This window comes from Oceaniradius stylonematis (genome assembly GCF_965223445.1).
In the GTDB taxonomy this organism is placed as follows: Bacteria; Pseudomonadota; Alphaproteobacteria; order Rhizobiales; family Rhizobiaceae; genus Roseitalea; species Roseitalea stylonematis.
The window spans coordinates 1,946,985-1,963,723 of sequence record NZ_OZ244994.1 but is presented as its reverse complement, the minus strand read 5'-3'; the positions used below and the strand labels follow the sequence as shown (position 1 = coordinate 1,963,723).

The following is a 16,739-nucleotide window of genomic DNA, read 5'->3' as shown; positions in this document are numbered from 1 at the left end:
CCCGAGGGGAAAAGAATGGCACAAGCACCCAGCCAGGACATCGTCACCGAAACGCTGCGCAAGATCATGCTGCCTGACGGGCGCGATCTGGTCGGCGCCGGGATGGTGTCGGACATCTTCATCGCCGACGGGAAGGTCTTCTTCTCGCTGACCTGCGATGCCGCCGATGCAGAGCGGCTGGAGCCGGTGCGCGAGGCGGCCCAGGCTGCGGTCACGGCGCTGCCCGGCGTCAAGGCGGCGATGGTTGCGCTGACCGCCGAAAAAAAGGGCGGCCAGAGCGGGCCGGAGCCGCAGGCGCGAAACGTGCCGCCACCGCCGCCATCGGCCGGGCGGCGCCCGGTCACCGACCGGGCGAAGCCGGGCGTCCCCGGGGTCAAGCACATCATCGCCGTCGCGTCGGGCAAGGGCGGCGTCGGCAAGTCGACCACCGCGATCAATCTGGCGCTCGGTCTTGCTGCTTGCGGTCTGAAAACCGGCATTCTGGATGCAGACATTTACGGGCCGTCGCTGCCGCGTCTTTTGGGATTGAAGGACACCAAACCGCAGCAGCTCGAGGGCCGCATTCTCAAGCCGATCGAACAGTTCGGGCTGCAGGCCATGTCCATCGGCTTTCTGGTCGAGGAAGAGACGCCAATGATCTGGCGCGGGCCGATGGTCGTCTCGGCGATCACGCAAATGCTGCGCGAGGTGGCCTGGAGCGATCTCGACGTTCTGGTCGTCGACATGCCGCCGGGCACGGGAGACGCGCAGCTCACCATGGCGCAGAACGTTCCGCTGTCTGGCGCGGTGATCGTCTCGACGCCGCAGGATCTGGCGCTGATCGACGCGCGCAAGGGCCTGAAAATGTTCGAGAAGGTCAATGTGCCGGTTCTCGGCATCATCGAGAACATGAGCTATTTCGTGGCGCCGGACACCGGCGCGCGCTACGACATCTTCGGCCATGGCGGCGCCAGGGCGGAAGCTCAGCGGCTGGGTGTCCCCTTTCTGGGCGAGGTTCCGCTGGTGATGGCGATCCGCGAAACCTCCGACGCCGGAAGACCGATCACCGTGGCCGAACCGGACGGTCCGCACGCCGCTGCCTACACGGCCATCGCCGAGCGAGTTTCGGCGGCGCTCTCGACCGGTGCCGGCGCGAAACCAGCCCCCGCCATCGTTTTCGAGTGATCGCGTTCCGCCGGACGCGGCCGGCCGGGGTTCAGTCTTTCAGCGAGCGTATATCGACAAACCGTCCGGCGATCGCTGCGGCGGCTGCCATGGCCGGCGAGACGAGATGGGTGCGGCCCTTATAGCCCTGCCGGCCCTCGAAATTGCGGTTCGACGTCGATGCGCAGCGCTCTTCAGGCTTCAGCCGGTCGTCGTTCATGGCAAGACACATGGAGCAGCCCGGCTCGCGCCAGTCAAAACCCGCCGCCTTGAAGATCGCGTCGAGCCCTTCGGCCTCGGCCTGTGCCTTCACCAGGCCCGAGCCGGGGACGATCATCGCATCGACCCGCTCGGCGACGCGCTTTCCCTCCACCACGCGGGCGACTTCGCGCAGATCCTCGATGCGGCCATTGGTGCATGAGCCGATGAACGCACGGTCGATCTCGATATCGGTGATCCTGGTGCCCGGCTTGAGCCCCATATAGTCGAGCGCGCGCCATTTGGAGGCGCGCTTGTTGGCATCCTCGATCTCGTCGGGGTCCGGCACGCTGCCCTCGATCGAGACGACATCCTCGGGCGACGAACCCCAGGAGACGATCGGCGGCAGATCTGCGGCGTCGAGCGTGACGATCTTGTCGAAATGGGCGCCTTCGTCGGTGTGGAGCGTTTTCCAGTAAGCGAGCGCCATGTCCCATGCCTTGCCCGTGGGTGCGCGGGGCTTGTCCTTGATGTAGGCGAAGGTGGTCTCGTCGGGCGCGATCATGCCGGCGCGGGCGCCGCCCTCGATCGACATGTTACAGACGGTCATGCGCCCTTCCATGGACAGCGCGCGGATCGCATCGCCCGCATATTCGATGACATGGCCGGTGCCGCCGGCGGTGCCGATCTGGCCGATGATGGCGAGGATGATGTCCTTGGCCGTCACGCCGTCGGGCGCGACGCCATCGACGCGCACCAGCATGTTCTTCGCCTTCTTCTGGATCAGCGTCTGGGTGGCCAGAACGTGCTCGACCTCGGACGTGCCGATGCCGTGCGCCAGCGCGCCGAACGCGCCGTGGGTCGAGGTGTGGCTGTCGCCGCAGACGATGGTCATGCCCGGCAGGGTGAAGCCCTGCTCGGGCCCGACAATGTGGACGATGCCCTGCCGGCGGTCATTCTCGGAATAGTATTCGATGCCGAAATCGGCGGCGTTCCTGGCCAGCGCCTCGACCTGGATGCGGCTTTCCTCGTTCTTGATGCCCAGATGCCGGTCTGGCGAGGTCGGCACATTGTGGTCGACCACGGCCAGTGTCTTTTCGGGCTGGCGGACGGTGCGGTTGGCCATGCGCAGGCCTTCAAACGCCTGCGGGCTGGTTACCTCATGGACCAGATGCCGGTCGATATAGATCAGCGACGTGCCGTCGTCGGCCTCGTGAACCAGATGGTCGTCCCAGATCTTGTCGTAGAGCGTGCGCGGCGCGGCCATGGCGGCGTGTCCTCATTGGCGAGTGTGCGGTATTGCGCCGATATGCAACGGCGGGGGAAGGGGCGTCAAGGACGCTGCCGCCGACTTCCGGCCGTCGCCAGCACGCATGAGAATCGGGCGTCGCTGTCAGGCAACCCGCACGATCTCGAAGCGGCAGACCTCGCTGCCCCAACCGACGCACTCGGTTTCTTGGATCGTGATGGCCGGATCGACGAGGGTCTGGAACAGGCGCCGGAACACGGCCGCGTGCCAGATGCACGACGAAAAGCCGGCCTTGCCAAGACATATCGGATTGTCGTGGATGGCGATAAATCCCGCCCCCCGTTCGACGCGTGCATTGCCGGCAAAGGTCCAGGCGTTGCGGGCGATCGCGGCCATCAGGGCGCGCTGCGCAATATTGCCCGGCAGCTGTTTGAGAAGCCATTGGGCGGCCTTGGGGATCCGGTTGGCGAGGATGTAGTCGCCTGTCAGTTCGCCGGCGCGCTTCATTACGGCATGGGCGGTCTCGGCATCCAGGCGAGCGGCGATCTGGCGGTTCAGCGCGTTGACGGTGCTCGCCTCGACCATGGCGTCGGGATCTTCGTCCGCAAAGCGTTCCAGGCCCGCTGCGTCGAAGATCGCCCGGCGCTTGTCGGCGCCCACCAGTGCATCGAGCGCCGTTCGCGTCTGGATGATTGCGTTGGGACCGACGGTCGGCGGCGCATCATCGACTGTTGCGCGGCGAACGGACGGCCTTGCCGTTTCGCTATCGAGGACCGTCACGGCGCACTTCCTCGCAGTGGTTCGTGGCTGCCGTCATTCGGCCGCCGGTGGCGCATCGGTCGGCAGCTTGACCCTCGGCGGACGCTTGGCGCTCGGCCGGCGCGTCGATGTCGGCAGTCCGGAATAGTCTTCCATCTGCTCGGTGCCGCCGCCGCAGGCCATCGGCACGCCGTCCTCGTTCTTTTCGATCTTCCGGCGGGCTTCCTGCAGCGCGACCTTCTTGTCGTGGATCGCGGCCCAGTCGTCGAGCTGCGCCTTGGCGATCGTCCGCGTCTCGTCGAAGTGGAAATCGACCTTGCCCTTGGACTGCGGGCCCCAATAATTGTGCTTGCCGAGGTCATAGAATTTGCGCTGGAAGCCGGCCTTCAGAAACGCCTTGAGGCAACCGAGCAGATAACGGCGCCGGAAGCCCGTGCCGCGCCACGGATAGTGGAACAGGGCCTTCTTGGAGTAAAAGCGCCGGTAATTGTTCATTACACGGTCGAGAAGCTCGTCGCGGTCCATCGCTTCGGGCTTCATGATCGGCGTGACGAAATTGTACTTTGAGAAGTCGAACACCTCGACCTTGTCGCCCAGTTCCTGGAACAGGGGCGTGAACGGCCAGGGCGTGTACATGGCCCAGTTGGCAAGATCGGGCTGCCAGTCCCAGGCCATTTTGTAGGTTTCCTCCAGCGTCTCGGCCGTCTCATTGTCGAGGCCGACAATGAATTGCGCCTCGGTGAAGATGTCGGCGTCGCGCAACAGCTTGATTGCCCGCTTGTTGTCGGCGACCTTGGTTTCCTTGTTGAACTGGTCGAGCTTCATCTGCGCCGCCGCTTCGGTGCCGAGCGAGACGTGCACGAGACCCGCCTTGCGGTAGAGCGGCAGCAGTTCCTCGTCGCGCAGAATGTCGGTGACGCGCGTGTTGATGCCCCATTTGATCTTCTGCGGCAGCCCGCGCGCGATCAGCTCTTCGCAGAACTCGATGAACTTCTTGCGGTTGATGGTCGGCTCCTCGTCGGCGAGGATGAAGAAGCCGACGCCGTGATCGTTGACCAGCGTTTCGATCTCGTCGACCACGGCCTTCGGGTCGCGGACGCGATAGTCGCGCCAGAATTTCCATTGCGAGCAGAACGAGCAGGTGAACGGGCAGCCGCGCGCCATGTTGGGGATCGCCACCTTCACGCCGAGCGGCACGTAGATGTATTTGTCCCATTCGAGCAGCGACCAATCCGGTTCGATCGCATCGAGATTTTTCACCGTTGGCGCGGCCGGGGTGGCGACGATCTGCTCGCCGTCGCGGAACGCCAGGCCCTTGATCGTGTCCCGCTCGGCGGGCCAGCGCCCTTCGGCAACGGCGGTGACGAACTCGGCGAAGATCTCCTCGCCCTCGCCGCGCACGATGACGTCGATCCATGGCGCTTCGGACAGGACCTGCTTGTACATGAACGTCGCATGCACGCCGCCCAGGACGCGGACGGCCTTGGGGCAGACCTGCTGGGCGATCTTCAGCACGTTCTCGGCGACATAGATGGAGGGGGTGATGGCGGTGGTGCCGACAATGTCCGGCTGCAGGTCGGCGAGCTTCTTGCCAAGATCGACATCGTCGATCTCGTTGGTCATGGCATCGATGAAGGTGACCTTGTCGAAGCCGGCCCTTTTCAGCGATCCAGCCAGATAGGCGACCCAAGCCGGCGGCCAGTTGCCGGCGATTTCCGCCCCGCCCGAGTGGTAGTTCGGATGAACGAGTACGACATGCATGGCGGGCCTCCCTGCGTTTTGCGGGGAAGCGTACGCCCGAACTGTCAACCTGAATTGACATAAGTCAACGTCAACGCATTTGGCCGGCGGGTGCAATCGGTTCAATTCTCAGCTTGACCGGCCGGGCGTTCGAGCGCATCGCGCGGCGTCTTTGTATTGAGCGCTTCAACGATGTTCATTCATGAGATCGCCGCGCTGGCGGCCGCCGCCGTATGGGCGCTGACCGGGCTCGTCTCGGTGGCCCCGGCCAGGCACCTGGGCGCCATCGCCTTCAACCGGCTGCGCATGGCGATGGTGTTCGCCATGCTGGCGGTGTGGGTGACGGCGGCGGGCACCTGGAGCACGCTGTCGGGCGAGGTGCTCTGGCCGCTGGTCTGGTCGGGGCTCATCGGCATCTTTCTGGGCGACACGGCGCTGTTTCTGACCATGAACAGGCTTGGACCGCGGCGAACGGGCATCCTGTTTTCGATGAATGCGCCGATGTCCGTCGTGCTGGGCTGGATTGTTCTGGGCGAAGCGCTGTCTGTGGTTACCTTGGCCGGCATCGCGATCGCCATGACCGGCGTGGTGCTCGCCATCGTCTTCGGCAAGCGCAAGGATCAGCTTCATCAATGGGAAAGCGTGACCGGGCCGCTGTGGGTCGGCATCGCGCTCGGCCTTGCGGCGGCGCTGTGCCAATCGGTCGGTGCGCTCATCGCGCGTCCCGTCATGGAAACGGGCATGGTCTATCCCGCCGCGGCATCGGCGGTGCGGATCGGCGTGGCCGCGCTGTGCCTGACCGTGCTGATGCAGGCGCCTGCTCGGATGGTCGGCCAGGCCAAGCCGCTGACCTGGAGCATTGCCGGCTACACCGCGCTGTCCGGTTTTCTGGCGATGGCGCTCGGCATGACGTTTCTGCTGTTTGCCCTGTCGGGCGGCGAAGTGGGGATCGTCACGACCCTTTCGGCGACGACGCCGGCGATCATGCTGCCGCTTCTGTGGTGGCGGACGCGAGAGATGCCGGCGGCCGGCGCGTGGATCGGCGCGGCGCTCGTCGTCGTCGGCAGCGCGCTGATCTTTGCGGGTTAGCGATGCTGGCTCTTTCGCAACCGCTTTTCGAGCTGCCGCAGGGCCAGCGACAGGCCGATGGTCAGGATCAGGTAGATGTAGGCGACGATCGAATAGGTCTCGAAGAAGCGGAACGAGCCGGACGCGTAGACCTTGCCCATCTGGGTGATGTCGGCGACGCCGAGCACGGAGACGAGCGAGGAATCCTTGACCATGGCGACGAAGTCGTTGCCGAGCGGCGGCAGGATGGTGCGGATCGCCTGCGGGAAGACGACGAAGCGGAACCGTTGGAAGGGTGACAGTCCCAGCGCCTCGGCCGCCTCGATCTGGCCCTTGTCGACGGCGAGTATGCCGGCGCGGAAGACTTCGGCGATGAACGCCGAATAGCCGATCATCAGCGCCAGGATTGCCCGCCACAGGAGCGAGATGTCGCGCACCAGAAGCGGCTCAATCCATCCCAGTTGCTGCAGCGGCCAGGTGACGCCATTGATCAGCCAGACCAGCGCCGGCGCGCCGACAAAGGCGATGTAGAAGAGCAGGACGATGATCGGGATGCCGCGAATAACTTCGACGTAAAAGCGTGCGATCTGCCTGAGGACGAGCGAATTCGACAGCGCCATCAGCGCCAGAAGCAGGCCGAGAATGCTGGCCATGGCAAAGCCGACCAGCGTGACGAAGACCGTGATCTGCACGCCGCGCGAGACGGTGCGGAAGACCTGGGTGTAAAGGTCGTTGGTCGCGATCAGGATTGCAAGGCCGACGCCGATGACGGCCAGTGCCAGCAGCCACCATGGAAAGTCGTCGTCGGGCGCGTCTTGCGAGGGTTCGGGCGGCAGGGCGGTCATCGGATTTGCCAGCGGCTCCGGGATTTCATAGAGGGCCGTTGTGGGCGGAGGAAAACGACGTGTCCAGGATCGTTTGGGTCATCATCGCGTTCGGCATCTTTTACCTGTTCTACGGCGCGAAGGTCTTTTCGCCGCGATGGCATTGGGACCATGTCAAGCGCATGGCACGCAACGAGCCGACCTTTTCATCGCTGGTCACGATCACGCTGGCGCTGGCGATCGCATTTGTCCTGGTGACCTATGTCCGCACTGTGACCGGTTGACCACCGGGTCGCATGAGCCAGTGCCGGCATGCGCCGGATGCGCATGCCGGAAAGACATGAAAAGGGCGTCAGAGAAGCCCCAATGCCCTACTGGCCCAGCGAGTACTCCAGAAACCATTTGGTGTTCAGCGCGTCCAGCGTGCCGTCCGCTTCCATCGAGGCGATGGCGGCGTTGATTGGCTCGACCAGATTGGAGCCTTTGGGGAAGATGAAGCCGAAATCCTCGGTGCCGAGCGGTTCGCCGACCAGCTTAAGCGCGCCGTCCGAGGCCTTGACGTAGCCCTCGCCGGCGGTGCCGTCGGTCAGGACGACATCGACATCGCCGGTGCGCAGCGCCTGGACCGAGGCGCCGAACGTTTCGAACAGCTTGATGCGCGGATTGGCCTCGTCGCCGTCGAGCATGTCGTAGACTGCCACGTAGAAGGGCGTCGTTCCCGGCTGTGCGCCCACAAGACCGTCTTCAAAGGCCGCAAAGCTCGGCGCATCGGCAAAACGCTCCTCGTCGCCGCGCACCAGCATGAACATCTGGCTGGTCATGTATTTGTCGGAGAAGTCGACCTTCTCCATCCGGTCCTCGCGAATGGTGATGCCTGTCATGCCGACATCATACTGGCCGTCGGACACCGCCTGGATCATCGCGTCCCAGGAGATATTCTGATATTCGATCGTCGCGTTCAGCCGCTTGCCGATCTCTTCCATCGCGTCATATTCCCAGCCGATCTGCTCGCCGGTCGACGGATCGAGAAACTGCAGCGGCGGATAGGCATTCTCGGTCACCACCGTGATCGTGCGGCCTTCCAGATCGGGCAGATCCATGGCCATCGCACCGCTTGCCGCGCCGGCCGCCATAACCGATGCGGCCGCTGCCGTGATTACCCATCGCCGTGTGAACATCGCACTTACTCCCTGTCGCATTGTGAGGTGCCCCGTCCCCGGAGGCGGACGAGCAAAGGCCGACAGTGGCCCGGAAACGGATGGCAGGCAAGGGCGTCTTGTGCGGTGCCGCAAACGAAAAGGCGGACCTTCCGGCCCGCCTTCGCGTCGTCCCCCGCTTGCGCGGTTATGCCGTCGGCTGCCGCCTTATTCTTTGGTTTCCGCCTCAGCGGCTGCCGCTGCTTCCGCCTCGGCCGCCTTTGCGGCTTCGGCTGCTTCCTCTGCGGCCTTTTCGGCGGCGAGGGCCTGGGCGGCGGCAACCTTTTCAGCCTCGATGCGGGCGCGTTCTTCGGCCAGCGCCTGACGCTCGGCCTCGTTCAGCTTGCGGGCGCGGGCGCCGGTGTTCTCGGCGATGCGGGCCTTTTTGCCGCGCAGGCCGCGCATGTAATAGAGCTTGGCGCGGCGGACCTTGCCGCGGCGGACGACCTCAACGGCCTCGACCAGCGGCGAGAACAGCGGGAAGACACGCTCGACGCCTTCGCCATAGGAAATCTTGCGGACGGTGAAGTTCTCGTTGAGGCCCGAACCGGCGCGCGCGATGCACACGCCCTCATAGGCCTGAAGACGCGTGCGCTTGCCTTCGGTCACGCGGACCTGAACGCGCACGGTGTCGCCGGGCGAGAAATCGGGAAAGGTGCGCTTTTCGCTGATTTTGGCGGCCTGCTCGGCCTCGAGCTGACGGATGATGTCCATCTCGACTGTCCTTCTTGTTCTTTTGAACCGCCAGAGCGCTCGCTGGGGTGCACAATCGCCGTCGATGCGGTCTCATCGTGCAGCCTGGCCCGGATTTGGTCCCGGACCGGAGCGGTGGTCATGCCCGTAGTTGCTGTAAAGACTTCGGTTTGTCCGAAATTCCGCGCGCTCATACAGGAAGCCAGCGGTTTTGTCACCTGTCCGCCGTCGGTTTTTTGCGCGCCTGCGCTTGCCAGAGGTCGGGGCGGCGCGCCTTGGTCAGCGCTTCGGCTCGTTCGCGCCGCCATGCATCAATTCTGGCATGGTTGCCCGATGTCAGCACATCGGGAATCGTCCGGCCTTCCCACTCGGTCGGTCTGGTGTAGTGCGGATGTTCGAGCAGCGCGGCTTCGAAGCTCTCCGTCTCACCGGACGCGGCATTGCCCATCACGCCGGGCAGCAGTCGAACAACCGCGTCGAGCAGCACCTGCGCCGCGATTTCGCCGCCCGAGAGCACATAGTCCCCGATTGACACCTCGGTAAGTTGCCGCGCCTCGATCACCCGCTCGTCGACGCCCTCGAACCGACCGCAGACGATGACGGCGCCGGGCCCGGTGGCGAGATCGCGCACCATGGCCTGGGTCAGCGGCGTGCCGCGCGGGCTCATCAGGAGGCGCGGGCGTCTGTCTTCTGTCGACGACACGTGATCGATGGCCTTGGCGAGAATGTCGGGCCGCAGGACCATGCCGGCGCCGCCGCCCGCGGGCGTGTCGTCGACGCTGCGGTGTCTGTCGGTGGCGAACTGGCGGATCTGCGTGACGTCGAGCGACCAGGCCCCCGACGCGAGCGCCTTGCCGGCCAGCGCCTGGCCCAGCGTGCCGGGAAACATGTCCGGATAGAGCGTCAGGACTGATGCCTTGAAACTCATGACGCTTCGTCCTCTTCGGGCCGGGCAATGATTTCGCCCGGCGGGACCAGCGTCAGGCGCCCGGCGCCCATGTCGATCTCCGGCACGATGGCTCGCGTGAACGGATAGAGTTCGGTGCGGCCGCCGTCCGCCGGGCGCACCTCGATCATGTCGTCGGCGCCGAAATTGTGGACCGCGACGACCGAGCCCAGGCGGGCGCCGTCCGCGCCGATCGCCTCCAGCCCGACCAGATCGTCGATGAAGAACTCGTCGTCTTCCAGTTCGCCATCGGGCAGCTGCGACCGGTCGACAAATAGCTCGGTTCCATTGAGCGCCTCGGCCGCCTCGCGGCCATCGACCTGCCTGAAGCGGACGACGACCACCGTCTTGGCCGGCCGGATGTCGGCCACGGTGAACATGGCGCCATCCTTGCTGAACAGCGGGCCATAGTCGCCGAGCGCCAGGGGATCACCGGTATGGGATTTGACGCGCACCTCGCCGCGCACCCCATGGGGCGCGCCGATCACGCCCATCAGGACGGGGTTGGCCGGTTTCGTGCTCATGGGTTTGCGATAGTCGCTTTTGTGCTGCGCGCCAAGCGCCCGGCCGGCTGCATGCCGTCAAGCAAGCGGTAACCGGGCCGGCCTAGACTGTGTCTATGAACCAAGCGCTTCTGCCTGCACGACCGGACCTGATCGCCGCGCGCAAGGCATGGTTGGACAAGCTTGCAGGCGAACGGCGGCTGGCGGCCAACACGGTCGAGGCCTATGAACGCGACACGCGGCAGTTCCTGCATTTTCTGGCCGATCATCAGGGCGGCGCACCTGGCCTCAAACAGGTGGCGGACCTCAAGCCGATGGATCTGCGCGCATTCCTGACCCGTCGGCGGGCGCAGGGCGTGGGCACGCGGTCGCTGGGCCGGAACCTGGCGGCGGTGCGCTCTTTCCTTCGGCATCTCGAAAAAGAGGGTCTGGCGAACGCGGCGGCGGCCACCGCGATGCGCGCGCCACGGCAGCCCAAGTCGCTCCCCAAGCCGCTGACGGCGGGCGATGCGGTGCGCACTGTCGACGCAGACGAACAGCTCAATGACCAGCCATGGATTCGCGCCCGGAACGCGGCCGTGCTGACACTGCTTTATGGCTGCGGGCTGCGGATCGGCGAGGCACTGGCGCTCGATGGCGGCGATCTGCGCGATCCTTCGGCCCGCTCGATCGCGGTAACCGGCAAGGGCGGCAAGACGCGCATGGTTCCGCTGCTGCCCGTCGTCTTCGAGGCGGTCGATGCGTACCGCGACCTCTGCCCCTACGATCTTTCGGCCGGCACGCCCCTGTTCCGGGGTGCACGCGGCGGTGCGCTGCAACCTGCCGTCCTGCAACGGGACATGCGACGCCTTCGCGGGGCGCTCGGCCTGCCCGACACGGCGACGCCGCACGCGCTGCGCCACTCCTTTGCAACCCACCTTCTGGGGTCTGGGGGCGATCTGCGCACCATTCAGGAGTTGCTGGGCCATGCCAGCCTGTCGACCACGCAAGTTTACACGGGCGTCGACGCTGAGCGCCTGCTCGAAGCGTGGCGGGCGGCCCATCCCCGCGCCTGATGGCCAGTGTTCGCCAGCCGTTAACAATGGCGTTTAACCGAAACGTCGTCACTGCCGGCTAGTCTGGCGGTCATGGAAAACCTTGCTCCCCATGCCGCAACGCTCGCCGACAGGCTGAGCGGTCCCGCGCTGAAACTGATCGCTGCGATCAACATCGCGTTCGCTGCTCTCCTGCTGTTGACGATCATGTCGGTCGGCGCGCGCGCTCAGGAAGGCGACTTGGCCGCCTGCACGGGTGTCAATCTGCTTGACCAGATGGCCGAGACCAACCCTGACGCGTATCGCGCGGTTCTGGCGGAGGGCGCCGAGACACTCAATGGCGATGCGATCCTGTTCCGGATCGAAAAGGACGGTGTCGCGCCGTCCCACCTGTTCGGCACGATGCACATGACCGATCCGCGCGTCACCGAACTGCCGGCCTTTGCGCAGGACGCTTTCGAGGCATCAGACATCGTCGTCATCGAAACGACCGAGATTCTCGATCCGGCCAAGTCGCAGATGGCGCTGCTGGCACGGCCGGAACTGACCATGTTCACCACCGATGAGCGGATCAGCGACTTTCTCGATGCCGGCGACGAAGCCGTGCTGCGCGAAGGCCTGGCAAGCCGCGGGCTGCAACTGGCGCTGGTCGACCGGATGAAACCCTGGCTGGTTGCTGCCATGGTGGCGCTGCCCGAATGCGAAATGGCGCGCAAGCAGGCCGGCCAGCCGATCCTCGACATCGCTCTGGCCAAACGCGCCAAAGCGGCCGGCAAGGATTTGGTCGGGCTCGAAACCATCGTTGAACAGCTCGAAGCGATGGCCTCGCTGCCGATGGCCTTTCATGTGCGCGGCCTGGTCGAAACGATCGCGCTCGGCGACCGCATCGACGATGTGATCGAGACGATGATCGCGCTTTATGACGACGGGAAAACAGGGCTGGTCTGGCCCGTTTTGCGGGTCTTCACGCCCGAGGCGGTCAGCGACGATGGCGGCTATGCCGCGTTCGAGCAGACCATGGTGACGGCACGCAACCGCACCATGGCCGAACGCTCGCTTCCCATTTTGGAAGCGGGCGGAGCCTTCATCGCGGTCGGTGCCTTGCACCTTCCGGGCGAAGAGGGTCTGGCCAAGCTTTATGAGGACGCGGGCTTCACGGTGACGCCGGTTTACCGGTGAAGCAAAGTCATTCGCCGTGACCGGCGATCATCATCGCTTCATAGGCCAGGCGCTCGGTCTTCTTCATCCGTTCGGACTCCGATTTGAGCTGCCCGCAAGCGGCGAGAATGTCCTGCCCGCGCGGCGTGCGGATCGGTGAGGCGTAGCCGTTGGCGTTGATGAAGTCGGCGAACTTCTCGATCTGCTCCCAGTCCGAACATTCATGGTCCGAGCCGGGCCATTTGTTGAACGGAATCAGATTGATCTTGGCTGGAATGCCCTTGAGCAGCCGCACCAGTTCCTTGGCGTCGGCGAGAGAATCGTTGACGCCCTTGAGCATGACATATTCGAACGTGATGCGGCGCGCGTTCGACAGGCCCGGATAGGCGCGGCAGGCAGCCAATAGGTCGGCGATCGGGTACTTCTTGTTGATCGGCACCAGCACGTCGCGCAACTCGTCGGTGACCGCATGCAGCGAGATGGCCAGCATGGCGCCGGTTTCCTCGCCGATCGGCCCGATCTTCGGCACGACGCCCGAGGTCGACAGCGTCACGCGGCGCTTGGACAGCGACAGCCCGTCGCCGTCGGTGAAGACCTGCATCGCATCGCGCACATGCTCGTAATTGTAGAGCGGCTCGCCCATGCCCATCATGACGATGTTGGAGACCTTGCGGCCTTCGGACGGCACGATCGCGCCGGCCGGCGTGCCGGCGTCGGGGAAGTCGCCAAGGCGCTGGCGGGCGAGCATGACCTGCGCGACGATCTCGCCGGCGGTCAGGTTGCGGACAAGCGTCTGCGTTCCGGTGTGGCAGAATGTGCATGTCAGCGTACAGCCGACCTGGCTGGAGACGCACAGCGTGCCGCGCCCTTCCTCGGGGATATAGACAGTCTCGATCTCGACCGGTTTGCCGGCTCCACGCGGCGGAAACCGCAGCAGCCATTTTCGCGTGCCGTCGGCTGAAATCTGCTCTTCGACGATCTCGGGACCGGCGATGGTGAAGCGCTCCGCGAGCGTCGCCTTGAGGTCCTTGGAGACATTGCTCATGGTGGCGAAATCGTCGACGCCGCGCACATAAAGCCAGTGCCAGAGCTGCTGCACGCGCATCCTGATCTGCCGGTCGGGCACGCCCGCGTCCCGCAATGCGTCACCAAGCTTTGCCCGCGTCAGCCCGATTAGCGACGGTCGGTCATCAATGCGGCTCGCCTGCGCGGCGGAAAGCTGCGCGCGCGTCGCATTGTCGCGTATGTCCAGTGTGACGGCCATGGCTTCGGACCGGATTGCGTCAGTGAAGCCCGCATATGTGCCATAGGGGGGCAAAGCGCAAGAAAAAGCCGGACCCGAAGGCCCGGCCATTGCGGAACGGGACGGTGCAGAGCGGCGCTACTGGCAGTTCTGGATCGCGTTCAACGCCGCGGTCACGCCCGACAGCGAATACTCGTAGGTGGTGTTTGTGCCGCGTCTCGAGGTGGCCTGAACCACCATGCGCGAGCCGGCCCGCATGGCGGCAACCAGCGCGGGATCCTGTGCTGCGTTCTCGGTCCAGGCGGTGTTGTCCTTGGAGAAGAAGGAGAAGGGCGCGCCGTCCACGGTCACCGTGACTTTCGAGTTTTCCTGGAGCGTGTACCCGGCGATGAACTGCGGCTCGAATGTCACGTTCTGGCCGCCCCGCTGGGTGACGACGAAGAAATTATCCCCGTGATTGACGTTCGAGGGCTGCTTGGTCAGCGGTACCGAAACCACATAGCAGACCTTGGCGCCGCCGGACTGATAGCTGATGGCACCCCAGTCGTTGAACTGTCCGATGCGCTGCGGCGTCTGCGCCTGCGCGGCAACGCTGCCGGTCATCAGCGCGCCCACCGCAACCGCTGCCGCCAAAACTCGTTTTCCGTGAAGCATTGTTCCTACCAAGTTCAAAAGGGGCCGCATAAGCGTGTCAGCGCCCGGATTTGTGCCGTTCGCCCATGGCTTCCACCTTGGAAAAAGATGGTTACCAAACCATGAACGGGACCGGCTTTCGACCTTCGTGCCGACCATGTCACGGCATCGCTTCGAAGCGCCATCCGGACGTCTTGGTGCCCGCCTATCGGCCTTGACGAATGCCTGTCGCCGAGGAAAACGGCAACAGTTTGACTTTGTTCGGCAAATTGGGCGAATGTCGCCCGATCGGCGCAAATGGTCGGGCTGACGGGCCCTTCACAGCGCGCATGGCGCCCTTGTCCGGAACCAGAGACTGTTTGATGAGCGAACAGCACAAACACTTCGCTGCGCTGGCCGCGCGCGTGGCCAGCGACCGCGACAAGACCGCCTTCGCCGAACTGTTCGATTTCTTCGCGCCGCGCATCAAGGCCTATCTGCGCCGTCTGGGCCTCGAGGACAGCGCCGCCGAGGACATCGCCCAGGAAGTGATGATCGTGCTGTGGCACAAGGCCAACCTGTTCGATCCGACCAAATCGTCGCTGTCGACCTGGCTCTTCCGCGTTGCCCGCAACCGGCGCATCGACGCGTTGCGGCGGGACAAGTCCGGGCTTCTCGATCCGGACGAACCGATGCTGCGGCCGGCCGAATCACCGCTTCCCGATGCTATGATGGATGGCGAACAGCGCGATGCGCGCGTGCGCGATGCACTGGCGGGCCTGCCGGAGGAGCAGGTGGGGCTGATCCGCATGGCATTCTTTCTGGGCTATTCGCACAGCCGGATCGCCGACGAGACCGGACTGCCCCTCGGCACCGTCAAGTCTCGCATCCGACTCGCCTTCGGACGGCTGCGGCGGGCGCTGGAAAAGGACGAACAGGTCGACACCGATTTCTGAGCGCTCCTCTTGCTTGCCCCTCCCAAATCTCTGGCGTAAGCATCGGCGATGGTTTCGATTCGCGTTTGCCTTGCCGTTTCCGTCGCCTGTTCCTCGGCGCTTCTCGCCGCATGCTCGACCGGCGGCGATGTCGGCTTGAGCCAAAGCGCCCAACCCCGTCTCGCCAGCTGGAGCTGCACCGGCGGTGTGCGGCTGACGATTGCGCGCACCGGCTCCGGGCTCGATATCACGGACAGCCGCGGCGTCACCGTCAGCCTGCCGCCCGATCCGCCCGGACAGCGCGAACGCTATGCCAAGACGGGCTATGCGCTGGTGTTCGCCGGCCGGACGGCAAGCTGGTTCGCCAGCGGCCAGGCGCCAACGGATTGCCGTCGCTGAGCGACGTTTGCGCGCATAAGGAGGCCCGCCTTTCCCGTTCGCCGGTCAACATCGGATCGAGGACACGCCGGTTCTGCGGCCTGGTCTCCGCGTCCGACCAATTGACGATGGCACGATGCCGCATGACCTTTGACGCAGTGCGAAACGCGCTCTAGAACATTTCCAATCGCGACGCTGCGCGAGCCGTTTGGCAGCGCGCACCAATCAGAACGATCAAGGGGAAAGCGGTGTCTTCAACCAGCTCGTCGGCCACCAGCGGCCAGGCCAGGAAGGAACGGCCGCTTTCGCCGCATCTGTCCATCTACAAGCTGATCCCCAACATGATCGCCTCGATCATGCATCGCATCACGGGGGTCGCGCTCTACTTCGGCACCGTGCTGGTGGCCTGGTGGCTGATCGCGGCGGCGGCGGGTCCGGCCTATTTCGACTACGTCAACGGCTTCTTCGGCTCGCTCTTCGGCATGCTGATCCTTCTGGGATACACGTGGGCCCTGATGCATCACCTTCTGGGCGGCCTGCGGCATTTTGCCTGGGACGCGAGCAAGCTGATCAGCAAGCAAATGTCGACCAAGCTCGCCTATGCGACGTTCATCGGGTCGGGCGCGTTGACGCTTCTGGTCTGGCTGATCGCCATGCTGGTGCGCTGAGGAGATCGCCATGTCCATCAAGACACCGTTCAAGCGCGTCGAAGGCCTGGGATCGGCCAAGGACGGCACCGAGCATTTCTGGCGGCAGCGCCTGACCGCGCTGGCCAATGTGCCGCTGATCATCGCCTTTGTCTGGATCGTCGTTTCGCTCAACGGCGAGGACCACGCCACCGTCGCCGCGACCTTCGCCAACCCGTTCGTTGCGGTGGTCATGCTGCTGGTGATCGTGTCGGCGCTTTATCACGCCAAGCTCGGCATGCAGGTGGTCATCGAGGATTACATCCATGGCGAGCTGGCGAAGTATGCGCTGCTCGTCGCCAACATCTTCTTCACCTTCGGGATCGCGGTTCTCGCGGTCTTCGCCATACTGAAAATGGGTTTCGGAAGCTGAC

19 protein-coding genes are annotated in these 16,739 nt (G+C 64.7%); 9 read left to right on the top strand and 10 right to left on the bottom strand.

Annotated elements, in window-relative coordinates; all coding sequences use genetic code 11:
- The first annotated feature begins 15 nt into the window (after positions 1-15).
- Positions 16-1,164, top strand: a complete 1,149-nt coding sequence (apbC, locus tag ACOQOU_RS09660; protein WP_306026040.1) for an iron-sulfur cluster carrier protein ApbC — start codon at positions 16-18, stop codon at positions 1,162-1,164.
- Between the two features lie 31 nt (positions 1,165-1,195).
- Here the strand turns inward: apbC and leuC are convergent, their stop codons facing one another.
- The 3 genes from leuC to bchE all read right to left on the bottom strand — a co-directional run bounded on the left by leuC (position 1,196) and on the right by bchE (position 5,110).
- Entirely contained in the window at positions 1,196-2,608 is a 1,413-nt protein-coding gene (gene leuC, locus ACOQOU_RS09655; RefSeq protein ID WP_109768949.1) for a 3-isopropylmalate dehydratase large subunit, read from the bottom strand.
- A gap of 126 nt (positions 2,609-2,734) precedes the next feature.
- Complete coding sequence (gene bchJ / locus ACOQOU_RS09650) at positions 2,735-3,370, bottom strand: bacteriochlorophyll 4-vinyl reductase (protein WP_306026041.1); 636 nt, start codon at positions 3,368-3,370, stop codon at positions 2,735-2,737.
- 33 nt (positions 3,371-3,403) lie between these two features.
- Positions 3,404-5,110, bottom strand: a complete 1,707-nt coding sequence (gene bchE / locus ACOQOU_RS09645) for a magnesium-protoporphyrin IX monomethyl ester anaerobic oxidative cyclase (RefSeq protein WP_306026042.1) — start codon at positions 5,108-5,110, stop codon at positions 3,404-3,406.
- Positions 5,111-5,281: 171 nt separating this feature from the next.
- On the opposite strand from bchE, the gene ACOQOU_RS09640 reads away from it, so the two are divergent.
- Complete coding sequence (locus tag ACOQOU_RS09640; protein ID WP_306026043.1) at positions 5,282-6,178, top strand: DMT family transporter; 897 nt, start codon at positions 5,282-5,284, stop codon at positions 6,176-6,178.
- On the opposite strand, the gene ACOQOU_RS09635 is transcribed toward ACOQOU_RS09640, so the two are convergent.
- On the bottom strand, positions 6,175-7,002 hold the full coding sequence (locus tag ACOQOU_RS09635; RefSeq protein WP_109768945.1) for an amino acid ABC transporter permease: 828 nt from the start codon (positions 7,000-7,002) through the stop codon (positions 6,175-6,177). The genes ACOQOU_RS09640 and ACOQOU_RS09635 overlap by 4 nt on opposite strands.
- A 59-nt stretch (positions 7,003-7,061) precedes the next feature.
- Between ACOQOU_RS09635 and ACOQOU_RS09630 the strand changes: the two genes are divergently transcribed.
- Positions 7,062-7,265 (top strand): hypothetical protein, encoded by a 204-nt coding sequence (locus ACOQOU_RS09630; RefSeq protein WP_147393280.1) that lies wholly within the window; start codon positions 7,062-7,064, stop codon positions 7,263-7,265.
- 87 nt (positions 7,266-7,352) lie between these two features.
- Here the strand turns inward: ACOQOU_RS09630 and ACOQOU_RS09625 are convergent, their stop codons facing one another.
- The 4 genes from ACOQOU_RS09625 to rimM all read right to left on the bottom strand — a co-directional run bounded on the left by ACOQOU_RS09625 (position 7,353) and on the right by rimM (position 10,340).
- Positions 7,353-8,159 carry a transporter substrate-binding domain-containing protein gene (locus ACOQOU_RS09625; RefSeq protein WP_306026044.1) on the bottom strand — a complete coding sequence of 269 codons (807 nt, stop codon included), beginning with the start codon at positions 8,157-8,159 and terminating at the stop codon, positions 7,353-7,355.
- A gap of 186 nt (positions 8,160-8,345) precedes the next feature.
- Positions 8,346-8,891 (bottom strand): 50S ribosomal protein L19, encoded by a 546-nt coding sequence (gene rplS, locus ACOQOU_RS09620; RefSeq protein WP_109768942.1) that lies wholly within the window; start codon positions 8,889-8,891, stop codon positions 8,346-8,348.
- A 193-nt stretch (positions 8,892-9,084) separates the two neighbouring features.
- Positions 9,085-9,798 (bottom strand): tRNA (guanosine(37)-N1)-methyltransferase TrmD, encoded by a 714-nt coding sequence (gene trmD, locus ACOQOU_RS09615; RefSeq protein ID WP_306026045.1) that lies wholly within the window; start codon positions 9,796-9,798, stop codon positions 9,085-9,087.
- Positions 9,795-10,340 (bottom strand): ribosome maturation factor RimM, encoded by a 546-nt coding sequence (rimM, locus tag ACOQOU_RS09610; protein WP_306026046.1) that lies wholly within the window; start codon positions 10,338-10,340, stop codon positions 9,795-9,797. Before rimM ends, trmD begins: the two co-directional genes overlap by 4 nt.
- Positions 10,341-10,435: 95 nt before the next feature.
- Between rimM and ACOQOU_RS09605 the strand changes: the two genes are divergently transcribed.
- Together ACOQOU_RS09605 and ACOQOU_RS09600 are read left to right on the top strand one after the other, a co-directional pair.
- Positions 10,436-11,374: a tyrosine recombinase XerC gene (locus ACOQOU_RS09605; protein WP_306026047.1), complete on the top strand. Its 939-nt coding sequence runs from the start codon at positions 10,436-10,438 to the stop codon at positions 11,372-11,374.
- Between the two features lie 72 nt (positions 11,375-11,446).
- On the top strand, positions 11,447-12,532 hold the full coding sequence (locus ACOQOU_RS09600; RefSeq protein ID WP_306026048.1) for a TraB/GumN family protein: 1,086 nt from the start codon (positions 11,447-11,449) through the stop codon (positions 12,530-12,532).
- A gap of 7 nt (positions 12,533-12,539) precedes the next feature.
- Here ACOQOU_RS09600 and rlmN read toward each other — a convergent pair whose 3' ends face one another.
- The gene (gene rlmN / locus ACOQOU_RS09595; RefSeq protein ID WP_306026049.1) at positions 12,540-13,775 is read right to left on the bottom strand and encodes a 23S rRNA (adenine(2503)-C(2))-methyltransferase RlmN; all 1,236 of its coding nucleotides are present in this window, start codon (positions 13,773-13,775) and stop codon (positions 12,540-12,542) included.
- Positions 13,776-13,892: 117 nt separating this feature from the next.
- Positions 13,893-14,408: an invasion associated locus B family protein gene (locus ACOQOU_RS09590; protein ID WP_196780279.1), complete on the bottom strand. Its 516-nt coding sequence runs from the start codon at positions 14,406-14,408 to the stop codon at positions 13,893-13,895.
- 341 nt (positions 14,409-14,749) lie between these two features.
- Between ACOQOU_RS09590 and ACOQOU_RS09585 the strand changes: the two genes are divergently transcribed.
- The 4 genes from ACOQOU_RS09585 (at position 14,750) to sdhD (ending at position 16,738) form a co-directional block, all read left to right on the top strand.
- Positions 14,750-15,322 carry a sigma-70 family RNA polymerase sigma factor gene (locus ACOQOU_RS09585; RefSeq protein ID WP_375566368.1) on the top strand — a complete coding sequence of 191 codons (573 nt, stop codon included), beginning with the start codon at positions 14,750-14,752 and terminating at the stop codon, positions 15,320-15,322.
- Positions 15,323-15,370: 48 nt separating this feature from the next.
- Complete coding sequence (locus tag ACOQOU_RS09580) at positions 15,371-15,700, top strand: hypothetical protein (protein ID WP_109768938.1); 330 nt, start codon at positions 15,371-15,373, stop codon at positions 15,698-15,700.
- Between the two features lie 227 nt (positions 15,701-15,927).
- Entirely contained in the window at positions 15,928-16,347 is a 420-nt protein-coding gene (gene sdhC, locus ACOQOU_RS09575; RefSeq protein WP_109768937.1) for a succinate dehydrogenase, cytochrome b556 subunit, read from the top strand.
- 10 nt (positions 16,348-16,357) lie between these two features.
- On the top strand, positions 16,358-16,738 hold the full coding sequence (gene sdhD / locus ACOQOU_RS09570) for a succinate dehydrogenase, hydrophobic membrane anchor protein (protein ID WP_109768936.1): 381 nt from the start codon (positions 16,358-16,360) through the stop codon (positions 16,736-16,738).
- Position 16,739 lies beyond the last annotated feature (1 nt).